15 protein-coding genes are annotated in these 15,919 nt (G+C 37.5%); 7 read left to right on the forward strand and 8 right to left on the reverse strand.

The genetic code is table 11. The features are described from left to right. Positions 1–13 precede the first annotated feature (13 nt). Together ND2E_RS20565 and ND2E_RS20560 are read left to right on the forward strand one after the other, a co-directional pair. The gene (locus ND2E_RS20565) at positions 14–865 is read left to right on the forward strand and encodes a DUF2797 domain-containing protein (protein ID WP_033091924.1); all 852 of its coding nucleotides are present in this window, start codon (positions 14–16) and stop codon (positions 863–865) included. A gap of 107 nt (positions 866–972) precedes the next feature. Next, positions 973–1,824 carry an HDOD domain-containing protein gene (locus ND2E_RS20560; protein WP_033091925.1) on the forward strand — a complete coding sequence of 284 codons (852 nt, stop codon included), beginning with the start codon at positions 973–975 and terminating at the stop codon, positions 1,822–1,824. 102 nt (positions 1,825–1,926) lie between these two features. Here ND2E_RS20560 and ND2E_RS20555 read toward each other — a convergent pair whose 3' ends face one another. From ND2E_RS20555 to ND2E_RS20540, 4 genes are all read right to left on the reverse strand, one after another. Beyond that, positions 1,927–3,600 (reverse strand): FAD-binding protein, encoded by a 1,674-nt coding sequence (locus ND2E_RS20555; RefSeq protein WP_033091926.1) that lies wholly within the window; start codon positions 3,598–3,600, stop codon positions 1,927–1,929. A 32-nt stretch (positions 3,601–3,632) separates the two neighbouring features. Further along, positions 3,633–4,457, reverse strand: a complete 825-nt coding sequence (locus ND2E_RS20550) for a PEP-CTERM/exosortase system-associated acyltransferase (RefSeq protein ID WP_033091927.1) — start codon at positions 4,455–4,457, stop codon at positions 3,633–3,635. A gap of 88 nt (positions 4,458–4,545) precedes the next feature. Further along, positions 4,546–5,796: a pyridoxal-dependent decarboxylase, exosortase A system-associated gene (locus ND2E_RS20545; RefSeq protein ID WP_033091928.1), complete on the reverse strand. Its 1,251-nt coding sequence runs from the start codon at positions 5,794–5,796 to the stop codon at positions 4,546–4,548. A gap of 17 nt (positions 5,797–5,813) precedes the next feature. Further along, positions 5,814–7,421, reverse strand: a complete 1,608-nt coding sequence (locus ND2E_RS20540; RefSeq protein ID WP_033091929.1) for an acyl-CoA ligase (AMP-forming), exosortase A system-associated — start codon at positions 7,419–7,421, stop codon at positions 5,814–5,816. Between the two features lie 378 nt (positions 7,422–7,799). On the opposite strand from ND2E_RS20540, the gene ND2E_RS20535 reads away from it, so the two are divergent. Further along, positions 7,800–8,564 carry a S1 family peptidase gene (locus ND2E_RS20535; protein WP_033091930.1) on the forward strand — a complete coding sequence of 255 codons (765 nt, stop codon included), beginning with the start codon at positions 7,800–7,802 and terminating at the stop codon, positions 8,562–8,564. Between the two features lie 32 nt (positions 8,565–8,596). Here the strand turns inward: ND2E_RS20535 and ND2E_RS20530 are convergent, their stop codons facing one another. The 3 genes from ND2E_RS20530 to gpmI form a co-directional block, all read right to left on the reverse strand. Then, positions 8,597–9,373, reverse strand: a complete 777-nt coding sequence (locus ND2E_RS20530) for a divergent polysaccharide deacetylase family protein (RefSeq protein WP_033091931.1) — start codon at positions 9,371–9,373, stop codon at positions 8,597–8,599. Positions 9,374–9,533: 160 nt separating this feature from the next. Continuing rightward, positions 9,534–10,625 (reverse strand): murein hydrolase activator EnvC family protein, encoded by a 1,092-nt coding sequence (locus ND2E_RS20525; RefSeq protein ID WP_223303497.1) that lies wholly within the window; start codon positions 10,623–10,625, stop codon positions 9,534–9,536. Positions 10,626–11,074: 449 nt separating this feature from the next. After that, a complete protein-coding gene (gene gpmI / locus ND2E_RS20520) occupies positions 11,075–12,637 on the reverse strand; it encodes a 2,3-bisphosphoglycerate-independent phosphoglycerate mutase (RefSeq protein ID WP_190277788.1) in 1,563 nt (520 codons plus the stop codon). Positions 12,638–12,837: 200 nt separating this feature from the next. Between gpmI and ND2E_RS20515 the strand changes: the two genes are divergently transcribed. The 4 genes from ND2E_RS20515 to gpsA are packed head-to-tail and all read left to right on the forward strand — an operon-like array spanning position 12,838 to position 15,169. Beyond that, positions 12,838–13,263 carry a rhodanese-like domain-containing protein gene (locus ND2E_RS20515; protein WP_033091933.1) on the forward strand — a complete coding sequence of 142 codons (426 nt, stop codon included), beginning with the start codon at positions 12,838–12,840 and terminating at the stop codon, positions 13,261–13,263. 54 nt (positions 13,264–13,317) lie between these two features. Beyond that, entirely contained in the window at positions 13,318–13,578 is a 261-nt protein-coding gene (grxC, locus tag ND2E_RS20510; RefSeq protein ID WP_033091934.1) for a glutaredoxin 3, read from the forward strand. 37 nt (positions 13,579–13,615) lie between these two features. Continuing rightward, positions 13,616–14,113, forward strand: coding sequence for a protein-export chaperone SecB (gene secB / locus ND2E_RS20505; RefSeq protein WP_033091935.1), 498 nt, complete (start codon positions 13,616–13,618; stop codon positions 14,111–14,113). A gap of 51 nt (positions 14,114–14,164) precedes the next feature. Further along, positions 14,165–15,169, forward strand: a complete 1,005-nt coding sequence (gene gpsA, locus ND2E_RS20500; RefSeq protein WP_033091936.1) for an NAD(P)H-dependent glycerol-3-phosphate dehydrogenase — start codon at positions 14,165–14,167, stop codon at positions 15,167–15,169. Between the two features lie 90 nt (positions 15,170–15,259). On the opposite strand, the gene trmL is transcribed toward gpsA, so the two are convergent. Next, entirely contained in the window at positions 15,260–15,724 is a 465-nt protein-coding gene (trmL, locus tag ND2E_RS20495) for a tRNA (uridine(34)/cytosine(34)/5-carboxymethylaminomethyluridine(34)-2'-O)-methyltransferase TrmL (protein ID WP_033092188.1), read from the reverse strand. Positions 15,725–15,919: the final 195 nt, after the last annotated feature.

Here is a 15,919-nt window from a genome sequence, read left to right on the forward strand (position 1 = left end):
ATAGAGAGCAACTATGCCAATTAGTGATGTCGGTTCAGTAGAAAAACTTACCGCACAACTTGATAGTAATAACTTAGTTCAATATCAATTACCTTTAGCTAGCCTCAATGGTGATGGTACAAAGCAGAGTATCGAGCTAAACCCCTTAATAGGAAAAAAAATAAGCTTGCACTTTTCTGGCACTATAGCTTGTAAACACTGTGGAAAGCACACCAAAAAAAGTTACTCCCAGGGTTATTGTTACCCATGTATGGCTAAACTTGCTCAATGTGACTTATGTATTATGAAACCTGAAACTTGTCATTTTCATTTAGGTACTTGTCGTGAGCCTGAGTGGGGTGAAAATAATTGTATGGTTGATCATTATGTTTATTTAGCCAATAGTTCTGGATTGAAAGTTGGCATAACACGACATACACAGTTGCCTACTCGCTGGATTGATCAAGGTGCTTGTCAAGCGTTACCAATATTTAAAGTGAGTACTCGCTTACAGTCGGGGCTGGTCGAAACAGCATTGGCAGAGTTTATTAGTGATAAAACAAACTGGCGGGCTATGTTAAAAGGTGAGCCAGAGCCTATAGATCTTAAAGCGAGAGCAGAGGAGTTAATCCCTGAAATTAGTATGCGCCTATCACAACTCAGGCTCAAATTTGGCAGTGATGCAATACAAGAGCTCAATGAAAGTGTGCAAGATATTCATTACCCCGTAAGTGAGTACTTAACCAAAATTAGTTCTTTTAATTTTGATAAAACAGAAACCGTTACTGGAGTGTTATTAGGTATTAAAGGCCAGTATTTGATTTTTGATAAAGGGGTAATCAATATGAGAAAATTTACCTCATATCAAATAAGTATTGACTATTAGTAAGTTGAACTTGAAAATGGCGCTTTCTATAGCTAGTGAATGATCGAACATTTATGTTCGACAACTTAATATATTGAATTTTTAGACTGAGTATTAAAGGTAACAAGATGACCGCGGATGATTATGTAGAGCAAGCCAGTGAAATTTTTGTTTTATCAGACTCTTTTGTTAGAATTAGAGAATTGATTGATGATGAATCATCGACCATCGACGATATTTCAGAGGTAATTCTGCTTGATCCAGCCCTTTCAGGCACGGTATTAAAATTGGCGAATAGCCCATTTTTTAGTTATCCAGGTAAAATAGATACTATATCTAAGGCTGTCTTAGTGTTGGGTATTACCGAAGTCTATAATCTTGTTATTGCCTATTTTACGACAGAAGCTTTTAAAAATATTGATGCAAACCAAGATTATCTTGATGAGTTTTGGGTAAAGAGTGTTGATTGTGCGTTGTTGATGAAGTTCTTAGGCACGAGTTTAGGCATTGTTAATGCTGAACGCTTGTTCATCTTAGGCTTGTTACATAATTTAGGTGAATTAGTTATTCATCAAATTGCTACAGAAAAACAACGTGCTTGCGAAAGTTTGGATATCAACTTATTACCTTGGGTGAAGCAACAAGATATCTTAGGCTTTACTTTTGGAGAATGTTCTGCTGAATTATTAAAACAATGGCAGCTACCTTATAGTATTTTTGCGCCTATTCGTGATCAGGATATTGACGATCTAAGTCAGTACACTGTAGAAACACAGCTCTTATATATTGCTAAAAGGGTAATGAGTAAGCAGCAAGTGTTTAAAGAACAAAACCTTGATTACAGTGACTTGTTGACTAAAGAGCAATTAGAGCCTATTTGTATTGATAAAGCAATGCTTGAAAATGCTGTTGATTATTGTGATTTAGAACGTTTAGGGTTGCTGTCAATTTTAAACCCTAGTGCTTCAATGCTTTATTAGCACCAAGCTGCCACTTAGTGAAATGTTTCATTCAAAAGCCCAATAGGCTCGAGCTTATTGGGCTTTTTTAGTTAATATATATGCAAACAATACCTAAGTTAATTAGTGGGGATTGTATCTTCCTTGGCTGAGGATATTGTGTGGATCTAAGCTAGTTTTTATTTGATTAACTGTTTGCCAAAAGTCAGTGTCTTTATTTAGTAACCACTGTTGTTGATCTATATTAAGACGGTAGGGAACAAACCCTTTCTTTAGCCCTTCTGTTACCAGAGCTTTTAAGCAATTATGCGCATCGGCGACAGCCTGAGGGTTACTTAAGTCGAAAACAATAGGAATGGTACTATCGACGCAGTCGTGTTTTAGATTAGTAAAAGTAATAAAAGGTTCGATATTATATTTTGGACACGTTTCTCTAACAAAGTTGACAAATTCTCGCATTTTCTTAGCTTTCATCGTTACTAATGGCGCATACCAAAGTAAACCACAACCGTCTTTTCCTGGTGATAATTCGTTTTTATTAAACTCTTCTGCTCGGGGGTGACGCCAGTAAGCGAGTTTTAAGGCAACTTTATTTGGTGTGCCTAGCATTATTTCTTTGCCCTTATTAAACGAGTCAAGTTGCTCTACGGCTACGGATAGAGGCGGCACGTTATTAATAATTAATGAGGGGATGTATTTAATAACTTTATTTGCTACAACGATTATCAGGCTATTTGAATATATACGCTTACAAGGTAGCTGCTTAAAAATACGATTAATTTCTTTTTTAACAGCTTTGACAACACCGACACTGCCGTAAATACTTCCTACAATGGTCCAATTCGGTGCTTGTAATTCTTTAGTTAACTTCTCAATATCCTGATCTTCCATCACTTGATGGCTATTATTACCCTTGGGGTTTTTGGCAAACATTGATAGTAAACGGCGTTGATCCATCAAGTTAATTGAGCCAACAATACCTTCATAGTCTTGTAACACTTGACGTATTAATGGCACTGCTTGTTCAAGTAAAGCATCATCTTGCATTTGGATAAAAAAAGAAGTGAAATCGGCTTTTTTCTTGGCTAATCGAATGGTCATTTGGCTCACTATGCCAAAATTAGACTGAGTGAATAATCCTTCCAAATAGGGACCAAGTCCCCATTTAAATGTTTTATCGACAACCTTGTCATCACTGCCATCTAATTCATTAACCGCTGACTGATAAGGGGTACCATTGGCCCAATACCCTTGAATACTGTTTACCGCAGAGAAATGGTCTGTATAGGGAGTTATTCCGTAACCACGCTCTATTGCATTGGCTAAAATAGAGCAGTCTGGTCCTGCTCCTGTAACAGGCACCATATAGTCGTGATTATGTAACTGCAAATAATCGCACAATTGCTGTTGGGTTACCCCTGGTTCAATAGTGACTAAACCTAGTTCATTGTCAAAGTCTTTTATTTCGGTTAACTGACCTAAATCCAAAAGAATAATGTTCTTTGCTGTGCCTGAAGGTTGGCTGGTTCCATAACCCCAATTGTTACCAGTGCTAATAGGGTAAAGTGAAAAAGCCAGCTCTTCATCTGTCGCACAGTGATTGGCCAAATCGAGTAGGGCTTTGATTTCATGTGAGTGGGTTAGTGTGATAATCGCAAATACTTGCCTTTGCTTACTCTCAAAACACGTGAAACCTTCTGTGCCAAGCATAAACTGAGATAGTTGCTGTGGATCAAATGATAAACTTGAATGTGTGGCTAATACGTTTTCTATAAGTGAGGTTAGTTTGTGTGACATAAAGGGTACTTAGCGGCTATCCGGTGTGATTATTAGACTAACTTAAATTGGCTTAGTTGTGAGCCAATATCTTTCTCAATGGTGCTAAAAAGGCTTTTATAACCAGGTGAGAGGTTTTTCATAAAAATTTCAGGGCTAATATAATAAGGAGCCCTAATGCCATGATAATCAATAGGATCTCCAAGTTGCTGAAAATTTATGCCAATAAATTTCATGCTGCGGGCAAGTCTTGGTTCCATCATGACATATACGTGACGAATACCAGTATTTATACACATAGTAGCTGCCGTCATATATAAGCCGACGGCGATAAAAGGAAAGCAACGCAATTCGGTTTCAGAATAACTAACTTCACTGATTACTCCTGTGCTAGAGCCTTTATATTTATCTGCCTTACGTCGGCGAAAGTCAGACTTGACAGCTAAGCGTGATATTTCAGCTATTTCATCACGATCAAACAGTTCAGGGCTAAGGTCTTTGTTAGTGATTGATGACATACAATACTTCTCAATTGGAAGTAATTCATCCGGACCACTTGATGTTACTAGTCGAACACAGCTAGTGAAGGTGCCTGACGGTTTATGTTTGATTAGAGAAAAAATTGATTGCTGATCAAATTCATCTACTTCTTGGCCATTGTCTCTAACATCTTCAAAGGCGAGTTCCTCACAGTAAACATTATGTCGAATTTTAAATGCTTCTTCTTTTAAAATTTGATTGATGGCAACACATGGTTGTAAAAATTGTGTGAAATGATCTGAAATGCTATGGGCTTCTCTATTTGCCTTAGCTGAGGCAATTTTTTGGGTGATATCACCAATAACAGGTGTGTCTAATAATCGTTTATTCCAGTTCATTATTTATTCCATGTGAAATTGTAAATAACTAAGCTAATTTCAGTTTAGTCGTTTAGGCAACGTAACTGTAATTATGCAAAGATAAAATTTAAAGTAAAAGCTCACTGACCTGAGGCTGACTAAGAAAGTCTTTGGGGCTGGCTGATGAGCCATAGGCACCCGATTGAAAAATGACCACATAATCTCCAATAGTTGCTTTAGGTAGCAATACTTTATCAGCTAATATATCTAGCGGAGTACATAAGGGGCCAACGATGTTCACCAGTTCTTGGACCTCTCCATTGAGTTTATTTCCTATTGCTACTGGGTAGTTTTTTCGGATTACTTGCCCAAAATTACCGGAGTTAGCAAGATGGTGATGTAATCCGCCATCACAAACTAAATAGTTAGTACCACGAGAAATCTTTTTATCAATGACTTTACTGACATAAATGCCGGCTTCAGCGACCAGATATCGGCCCAATTCTATGATTACTTCTAAATCATCAACTAATGCTTTATGCTTTTTCAAAAGTATCTGCAAGCTATTAGCTATTGCTTTGACATCTAATGACATTTCCTTAGCAAAGTACGGAATACCAAAACCACCACCAATATTAAGGTAGTCAATTTTTCTTTTGGTGATTTTTCGTGATAATGCAACTAATTCTTCAGCTAACATAAAGGTTTGCTGCTGTGCTGAAATAATAGCATCGGCATTAAGGTTTTGTGAGCCTGAATAAATATGAAAGCCACGTAAATTAATTTGCTCTAAATTTAGTTTTTGGAGAATATCAGGGACTTGCTCTTCATCGATACCAAAAGGTTTTGCGCCGCCAGACATTTTCATACCTGAAGATTTAAGTTCAAATTTAGGGTTTATTCTGATGGCAATATTTGCTTTAACTGATAGTTGCTTGGCGGCTAGTTCTACTTTGGCTATTTCACCTGCAGATTCAACATGTAAAGTTACACCTGCGATAATGGCTGTTTCAATGTCTTCAACCGTTTTTCCTGGGCCTGCAAAGCTAATCTTGTCTGTTGGCATGCCTGTTTGCATTGCTAATAACATTTCTTTTTTTGAAGCAACATCAAATCCTGATACTTGTGTTGCCATTAGCTGTACTAAGCTAGGCAAAGGGTTTGCTTTAATCGCATAATGTAATGAGATTTTTGCTGGTAAGGCATCTGTTAGCTGCTTAACTCTATTTATAATAAGTTGTCGATCGTAGGCATAAAATGGCGTTCCTGAAACGAGTTTTTCGATATGAGTTAAAGGATGATTGCCCACGACAATTTCACCATTCGAAGAACAATAATCTTTGAGTGATGTCGTTAAAATTGTCGTTGATAGATTCATATTGTTGTCCATTATGCTCAATTAACTGAAATGTAATTTTTGTTATGCGTTGCTGTTAGTAATGTAATATCAACTTTACCATTGGCATTGCGGGGAAGCTCGGATAAAAAAACAACTTCTTTCGGTACCATGTAATTAGGCAAATTTAATAAACAATGTTTCATTATGCTTTTTCTTGCTGACTGATGATTTTCATTTGTGGTGACTATTATGGCAATAATGGCTTGACCAAGATCCGTAGAGGGGCTGGCAATTATTGCGGCTTCAGTTACTTCAGGCAGTTGTAACAGTATAGACTCTAACTCGGTTGGACTCACTCGATAACCAGATGTCTTGATCATGGTATCTTTTCTCGAAACAAAATAGAGAAAACCGTTACTGTCTCGCCTAACATAATCCCCTGAAAATACAGCTAAATAATCATTGTTAATATTAATGGCTTGCTTGGGAGTTTCTTTGAATCTTTCTGCTGTCGCGGTCTCATTTTGCCAATAACCTAACGCTACTAGAGGCCCAACATGAACTAATTCACCAACTTCATCGTCATCACAAGTACTACCATTTTCACGCAACACTAGGACTTCGGCGTAGGGTATTGCTTTGCCTATTGAGTCTGGCTTATTGTCTATTTCGGCTGGAGATAAAAAAGTAGAACGAAAAGCTTCCGTTAATCCATACATAAGATAAGGTTTAGCTTTTGGCATTTTATCTTGCAATGTTGAGAGTGTTTTTAAAGGTAATGCACCACCCGAGTTGGTGAAGTAACGCACGGTTTGTGCGGTATTTATTGGCCAACTTACTTTGAGTAATTGTATCCAAAGAGCAGGCACCGCTGCTAAGCCTGTAATGTTATAGTTAGCAATAGCTTTTACCACATCACTGGCTAATAAGTAGTCGAGTAAGACACATTTTCCTCCCACTAAGAAACAACTGGTGAGTTGGTTTAGGCCATAATCAAAACTTAGCGGCAATAGAGCAAGGATATTGTCGTTAGCTGTCATCTCTAGGTATTGACTAACAGATTTTGCGCCAAGTACAATATTAGTATGGCTGAGCATAATACCTTTGGGTTGACCTGTACTGCCTGAGGTATACAAAATGGCAGCAAGATCGTCTGAGGATAATGAGCACTGTAAGTTAATTTGAGCTGTTATTGGAGATAGAATAGACTGCCAGCTAATGAGATTAAAAGACTTAGCAAATGTCATTTTTTCTAGTTCATGTTCATTGGCATCAATTACAATGATTGTCGTTAATTCTGTCAAGCTATCAATTTGAGCAGCGAGTGCTGTGAGCCTAGAGCGATTGGTGATTAGTAACTTTATCTGACAGTCATTTGCGATATAGTAAACTTGTTGAGCTTTTAATACAGGGTTAATCGGAACAAAAACAGCGCCTAGTAAAGAACAAGCAAACATACTTTGAACATTTTCTTGATTTTTTGCTAAGTAAATACCAATGCGATCACCCTGGGTAATATCAAGTGAAGCAAAACCTTGCGCCACTTCAGTTACCTTCTTATAAAGCTGGGCATAGCTTAGGCAGGTATTTTTAACTTGCAGTGCAATTGCTTCGGGAGAGCGTTGTACACTTTGGCTTATAAGCTCGTGAACCAAGGAAGTCATTTATCGTCCTGAAATTAATATGTAGCATTTCTTCGCAACGCTATTATGACTGTGAAAGCATTACATAGGCAAGTAACAGATGGAATAAATGCTTATAATTTAATGAGCTATATCATTAGTTTCCATGTTAATCTTGATTTAAATAGCTTCTTTTTAAATTTGCTCCAAAATGTTAAACAGATCAGACTTCTTTCGTCGGTCACTTGAAAATCAAGCACTCGCTATTCACCTATATTTTATACGATAGTGTTATACCATTTATACCTGATGATATTTTCGTGAAAAATACGGTATGCCAACTATAATCATAAAGCATTTTGTAGCAAGATAATGTTTGTGCCCGATAACAACTATAGCTAACTATACTTAGGAAAAATTATGTCTATACATATCACCTTACTGCTCATTCTCACTTCATTATTTACGCCATATGCGCAAGCAGACTTTGTTGATGTTGTTGCTAAAGTTAAACCATCGGTTGTTGGTATCGGAATTCATACTCCGACGAGTCGACCACAAAATATTTTACGTGGCACTGGTTTTGTTATCGGTGATGGCCGTTATATTGTGACCAATGACCATGTATTGCCAACCTTATTAGATGAAAGTTTATTGCAAAAAATGGCAGTTTTTGTTGGCTCGGGTAAAAATGCTAAGGTAAGAGAGGCAGAAATTGTTGCAACATCAAATTTATATGATTTAGCCGTTTTAAAAGTTTCAGGACCTGCCTTGCCTGCAATGACTTTAGCCAGTGAAGACTTGTATGCAGATGGCAGTTATATTGCTTTTACTGGTTTTCCTATAGGTGGTGTACTGGGGCTATATCCAGTCACTCATAGAGGTATGATCGCAAGTATTACTCCTACCGTTATTCCTGCGGCTTCTGCCGGGCAAATAAATTTAAAAATGCTTAAACGTATGAGAAATCCTTATTTAGTTTACCAGCTTGATGCGACGGCTTACCCTGGAAATAGCGGTAGTGCGATGTATGATATGAAAACGGGTCAGGTAGTCGGCATAATCAATAAAGTTTTTGTACAGGCAACTAAAGAGGCGGTTATTAGTAATCCTAGCGGCATTACTTATGCGATACCTGTTAAATATTTGTATCAAGTTTTACGAGAAAATAATATCAAAATATAATTGATATGCTAAAGCTTCTTAAATCCAAGAACTTACTCTGTCACCGTAGAATTAATGATCATATTAGCTGATGTTTGATATAAATGTGATAGAGGCACCAACTCAATTCCATGTGATTTTAATGTTGGTATGAGTTTATTTAGTGTTGCTACTGTCTCAGGGTGCGGATGGGCAATAGCAATAGCGGTTTGGTGTTTTAGCGCGAAGTTAATGAGTTGCTTAAATTGTTGACTAATATACTGATCGGTCAATTGATTATCTAAAAAGATATGCCTTGCCTTCACGGGCACACCATAGTCAATAGCTGCTTGTTGCGCTTTTGAATGCGGGCTAGTTTTACTGTCTAAAAAAAACAAATTATTTTGTTTTAAAAAAGTCATGGTCCAAGCCATAGGTTGATATAACTGTGTAAGATAACTACCCATATGATTATTAATACCAATAGCAAACGGAATTTCATCAAAAGACCTTGTTAAGCTTTGGCTAAATGCTTGCTTGTCCATATGACTTGTTAGTGCTCCAGGACCTAATTTTTTTTGATTTTCAGACTCCATAGGTACATGAATAAGTACATCATGATTAGCACTGTTTGCTTGCAGTGCAAGTTTTTTACCGTAAGTAGTATGCGGCAGGAAAGCATAAGTTATGGCTCCCGGTAACGTTAACGCATCTTTATCGGTATAACGGTAGCCCATATCATCTATAACGATTGCAACTTGGGCAGTTTGAGCAATGCAATGAACACTAAATAGAGTGCATGTTAATAAAAATGAGCGTTTAGATATTATGTTAAGGAGAGTTATAAGCACAGGATAATAGGTATCTTTTTAATTATTATAATAAGAAAGCGTAGCAGTCATTTAGTTAAAAAATATAAAGTGTTAGTGCAAAGATGTAAATAAATAACCCAAGTTAATCTGCTTTATCATCATTTATAGTGACCAATTTCATTTAAAATGACTGTCGTCATTATCGACACCACAGTTTAGGGTTGAGTGCCTTACCTTGATGACGTATTTCAAAATAAAGGCCTGATTGCTCTAAACCGCCACTTTGACCAATCAGCGCAATGGGCTCGCCGGTTTCAACACGATCACCTACTGATTTTAATAACGTCTGATTATGGGCATATAAGCTCATGTAGCCATTACCGTGATCAATTACCGTTAATAAGCCGTAACCTTTAAGCCAATCTGAAAATAATACCTTACCATTATGAATCGTTTGTACTTGTCTGCTTATTGGCGCACTAATTAAAACGCCTTTCCATTTTAAGTAACCTTGTTTTCGGGTACCAAAACGGTGCAAAATACGCCCTTTAACAGGCCAAGATAATTTACGTTTTAACTTACTTAGGCCTGATAAATCTATTTCTGCTTGGATTAGTGCTGCTAACTTAGTTAAAGCTTGGTTTAAATTGTTTTCTTCTGCTTTTAGTTTATCTAATTGCTGTTGACTAGAAAGTAGCTTGCGGCCTAATTTTTTTAAGGTTTGACTTCGTAGTGCTTTACTTTGACGAAATTTAACATCTTGCTGCAATTGCTCATCTTTAAGTGTTTGCAAATGATCAATTTGTGTTTGATGCTCTGTACTTACTTCCAGCAACTGGGCAATAGTCGCTTGAAAGCTATCAATCTCTTTGGTTCTTGCTTGATTTAAGTATTGATAATAACTAATGGTACGTTGAATTTTTTCACTTTGTTCTTGGTTTAACAATAATTTGAGATAATCATGTTGACCTGTTGTGTAGGCCGCTCTTAATTGTTGCGATAATAATCGCTCTTGTCTTTTTTTAGCAACTGTCAGCTGTTTTTTCTTTATTGCTAAAGCAGACACTTTCTCTTGAGTTGATACTAAATCAGTTTCAATTTTATTGAGTGCCTTGGCTACTGTTGCAATGGCTAAGTCATCATTTTTTAATTGTTGCTCTAAACTACTTCGTTGTTTATTCGTATCAAAAATATTGGACTCTTGTTTGGCAATAGCATTTTGCACATCACTAAGTTTTGCACGGTTCTTTTTTTGCGCACTTTCATTGCGGCTACTTTGTTCCGCTTGCAAGGGTAAAGCAAGTAAAAAACTTAGTATTACTATGATTGCTGTCGCGATTTGAGGAAGGCGCTTATTTGCTAAATACGTGTGGATAAACGAGTCTCATAATTGATGATGGAAATAAATCAAAGCCAATGTATCACTTATACCTAAGCGACATCAAGGTGCTGTACTTGGACGTCTGAGATAATTTTAATTAAGGTGTATTTTTTATCAATGGCAATTCCCTTAAAAAAGTCTGTAATGATGATAATACTCGGCTCATTTCCCCTAAAATTCTGGCTTGAAAATTATCTGTGTTATCAGTTTGAAAAAAGACGTTACATAAAGAGTGTTGGTAAAAAGTACATGGATACGTTCGCCTAAACGAACGCTTTTCAACCAATACCACGTTAAGAAGTACACCGCTTAACGTGGCATAGTGATAGTTTATAAATTTTCTAAACCTTAATTTATCATCACTTGATTAGCTGCATAAGTACTGAACCCGTCATCTCTTGAGGTTGCTCCATTCCCATTAAGTGCAATATACTTGGTGAAATATCACTTAAGGTACCAGAGGTAGCTGGTGAGGCATTTCGGCCAACATAGATAAGTGGTACTGGTTCGCAGGTATGAGCCGTATGTGCTTGGCCTGATACCGCATCTTGCATTTGTTCAGCATTGCCATGATCAGCAGTAATTAAACATTCACCACCATGCTCTTGTGCGGCTTTAACAACACGCCCTACACAGGTATCAACCGCTTCACAGGCTGTTACGGCAGCATCAAAACTACCTGTGTGCCCAACCATGTCACCATTTGGATAATTACACACAATAAAGTCATATTTGCCACTTTCAATAGCTGCGACGAGTTTATCTGTTAGAAGCGTTGAATTCATTTCAGGCTGTAAATCGTATGTTGCAACATCGGGTGAAGGTACTAATATACGTTCTTCACCAGCGAACAAGTCTTCTTTGCCCCCACTAAAGAAAAAAGTAACGTGGGCATATTTTTCTGTCTCAGAAATACGCAGTTGAGTTTTATCATGTTTCGCTAACCATTCGCCCATTACGTTATTGAGTGCTGCAGGAGCAAATGCTGAAGGGGCATCAATATCAGCAGAATACTGGGTTAGCATAACAAAATTGCTTATTGCTGGAATGCGTTTTCTCTCAAATCCATTGAAGTTTTTCTCGGTAAAACAACGACTAAATTGGCGCGCTCTATCTGCTCTGAAGTTCATAAAAATTAACGCATCGCCATCATTTACCTCGATGGTGTTACCTGCCGCGTTTGTAATTGCACTAGCGCCTACAAACTCATCATTTTCATCACGTTCATATGCTGCAGTAAGTGCATCCAGCGCATTGTTATATTGATGTAAACTCTCGCCATTGACCATCAAGTTGTAGGCTGCCTCAACCCGTTCCCAGCGCTGATCTCTGTCCATCGCATAATATCGACCAATGATAGAAGCAATTTGGCCTTCACCAGCATTAGGCTCATTAAATAGTTCGGAAAATTTTTGTTGCGCTTTTTCTAACGACGCTTGTGCACTACGTGGTGGAGTATCTCGTCCATCTAGAAAAGCATGTAAATAAACCTTTTGAGCACCACGTTTTTTGGCTAGCTCCATCATGGCGAAGATATGATCTTCGTGGCTATGGACGCCTCCGGGGGAAAGTAAACCAAAAATATGGACTGCATTATTGTCTGATGCAGCACTATCAACAGCTTCGCATAGTATTTGATTTTCAATGAATTCACCGTCGCTGATTGCTTTGGTAATACGGGTGAAATCTTGATATACCACACGACCGGCGCCTAAATTTACATGGCCCACTTCCGAATTTCCCATTTGTCCATCAGGTAGTCCTACGGCCATGCCTGAAGTATCGATCAGCATATTGGGGTAGTTGGCTTTTAAATCATCTAACACTGGCGTATTTGCTTGATGAATAGCGTTTGAGCTTGTTTCCTCTCTGTATCCCCAACCATCTAGAATCATCAGTACCGTTGATTTCTTATTCGCCATTATTTTCCCCGTTAAATTTAATATCGTAAGTATTTGTGAGCAAGTATTGTACACCCTCAGAATGTCTTATTCACTAAGGATTTAACATAGAAATGTTCCGCACAGAGTTACTAAGTTTGGCCTTGCGGTATATGCTCGCAATTCTAAGTGATTTGCGTATAATGTGCCGATTCGAAATTTGATAAAAACGAGCTTTATTTATGGAACAATTAATTACTTTTGCAAGCAATAATGGCATGCTGAGCGCGATTTGGGTTGCTTTAGTGGTCATGATCATCGTTACGACAATTAAAATGCAAATGTCACCAATTAAACAAATTAGTACTCAAGATCTAACTTTTTTGATGAATAAGGAAGAAGGTATAGCACTGGATATCCGCAAAGAAAAGGAGTTTAAAGCGGGGCATATCCTTGATGCAATCAGCTTACCTAGTGAAAAAATTAACAAAAAGGACTTTACTAGTCTTGAAAAATATAAAGACAAGCCCATCATAGTAGTATGTGCTGCAGGTATGAGTGCTGTGCAAATTGCTAATGACCTATATAAAGGTGGCTTCACTCGAGCTAGTGTGCTTAAAGGTGGTATGAATAGCTGGACTAGCGCAGGGTTACCTGTTGCTAAATAACCTATTTAACGCAATCATCGTTATCCTTAAAATCGAAAATAAAGAGTGATTAACATGGCAAAAGTTGAAATATATACTAAAGAATATTGCCCTTATTGTACTCATGCTGTTGCCTTATTAAAGAGTAAGCAGACAGAATATAATGAAATTAAAATTGATGCTGATATGGCAATGCGTAGCACCATGATTGAACGCAGTAATGGCGGTTATACAGTGCCACAAATATTTATCAATGATGTTCATATTGGCGGTTGTGATCAGTTAGTCGGCCTAGAAAGAACCAATCAATTAGACGCGCTATTAGACGCGAAATAATAAATTCAATTAAAAAAATATATTAAAGGAGCCACTCATGGCTGAAGAAAACCAAGTAGAAAACAGTGAAGCAGCACAACAATCTCCAGAATTCGCCATTCAACGTATTTATACTAAAGATGTTTCTTTTGAAACACCCAACTCTCCAGCTGTATTTCAACTAGATTGGAAACCTGAAATCCAATTAGATCTTGATACTCGTTCAACTAAGTTAGCTGATAATACTTACGAAGTTGTTTTATCGGTAACGGTTACTGCCACAGTTGAAGAGAAAACCGCCTTTTTAGCTGAAGTTCAGCAAGCAGGTATCTTTACAATTGGTAATTTACCTGAAGCACAATTGGCACATACTATTGGCGCTTTCTGTCCAACTACATTATTTCCGTATGCTCGTGAAACAGTAGCCAGTTTAGTTAACCGTGGTTCTTTCCCACAATTTAACTTGTCACCTGTGAATTTTGAAGGTTTATACGCTTCTTACGTACAACAACGTGCAACACAAGAGAACGTGGCACAAAGCAGCGAAACACACTAGTTAATAGCAATAATCAAAAAAATATCATTAGCTTAAAAATTAGGGTTATATATGTCTTTAGCTGCAAAAATTACTGTGCTGGGTGCAGGCTCTTATGGCACCGCTCTAGCAATTTGTTTAGCCAGAAATGGTCATAAAACCTTATTATGGGGACGTGATGCACACCATGTCACCGCTATGTCGCAAGATAGAGAAAATAATAAGTATCTTGCGGGCTGTCCTTTTCCTGAAAATTTAGCGATAGAAGCCGATTTAGAAAAAGCAGTGCAAGCTAGTGATAATCTATTGGTAGTCGTACCAAGTCATGCCTTTGCGGATATGTTAAAGCAAATTAAACCTATGTTAACCAACAATGCAAAAATTGCTTGGGCAACTAAAGGGCTAGATCCACAAACAGGTGATTTATTGCAGAATGTTGCGAGACAGGTACTTGGCGATAATATGACTTTAGCTGTGTTATCTGGGCCAACGTTTGCTAAAGAAATGGCTTCAGGCTTACCAACCGCCATTTCATTGTCTTCTGAAGATGATGAGTTTGTGGCAGAATTATCTGACTTACTGCATTGCGAAAAGCGTTTTCGTGTCTACTCTAATAAAGACTTTATAGGCGTGCAACTTGGTGGTGCAGTAAAAAATGTGATCGCTATTGCCGCTGGAATTGCTGATGGCATTGGCTTTGGTGCTAATGCTCGTACCGCATTAATTACTCGTGGATTAGCTGAAATGACTCGTTTAGGTTTAGCACTAAATGCTGAACCCGCGACTTTTATGGGGATGGCAGGTCTAGGTGATCTAGTATTAACTTGTACAGATAATCAATCACGCAATCGCCGATTTGGCTTAGCACTAGGTCAAGGCAATGAAGTTGAACAAGCAATAACTGATATCGGACAAGTCGTAGAAGGCTACCGAAATACTAAAGAAGTTTACATGCTAGCTCAGCGACATGATGTTGAAATGCCAATTGTTGAGCAAGTCTATCAAGTACTTTATTGTGGAAAAAATGCCAAATTAGCAGCCGCTGATTTACTTTCTCGTGATAAGAAATTTGAATAAGCTCATTTGCTAGTAAATAAATACTGATTGGAATAACTGTAAATTCACTAGTTTTATTTACAGTTACCCTTTGATTTTTATAAGTTTTTTCTATACGGCGTTAGGGAAGCCTAATTGGCGCCATGCATCATAAACTATCACGGCTGTGGCATTTGATAGGTTCATACTACGACTTTCTTTTAGCATTGGAATTCTAAGTTTATTTTCATCAGGAATTTTTGCCCGCACTTCCTCTGGTAACCCGCCGGTTTCTGAACCAAACAACAAATAATCACCGGTAGTAAAACTGATATCACCATAAAAATTATCGGTCTTAGTGGTGATTGCTAATACGCGTTTAGGTTGCTCTTTCTCAATGAATGAATCAAAACTAGCATGGCGCTGTATAGCGGCAAATTCATGATAGTCTAGCCCCGCACGGCGTAGTTTTTTATCATCTAAATCAAAACCTAATGGTTCAATCAAATGCAATCGAAAACCTGAGTTTGCGCATAAGCGAATTATATTACCTGTATTTGGCGGGATTTGGGGTTGAAAAAGAACAACATCTAGCATATCAATCATCATGTAATTAAATTTTTGTTATTATAACTAACCTGTACTCCGCTTAATATATATTTATCTAGCGATGATTTTTACAGCTTTTAATGGTCAATTCATTTACAACAAGCATTCTTTCAAAGCTAAATTTGTAACGGATCAATAAAGATGAGTAATCTTGCACTATTTAAATTTTTTAGATGTTATAAT

The organism is Colwellia psychrerythraea, assembly GCF_000764225.1.
Taxonomy (GTDB): domain Bacteria; phylum Pseudomonadota; class Gammaproteobacteria; order Enterobacterales; family Alteromonadaceae; genus Colwellia; species Colwellia psychrerythraea_D.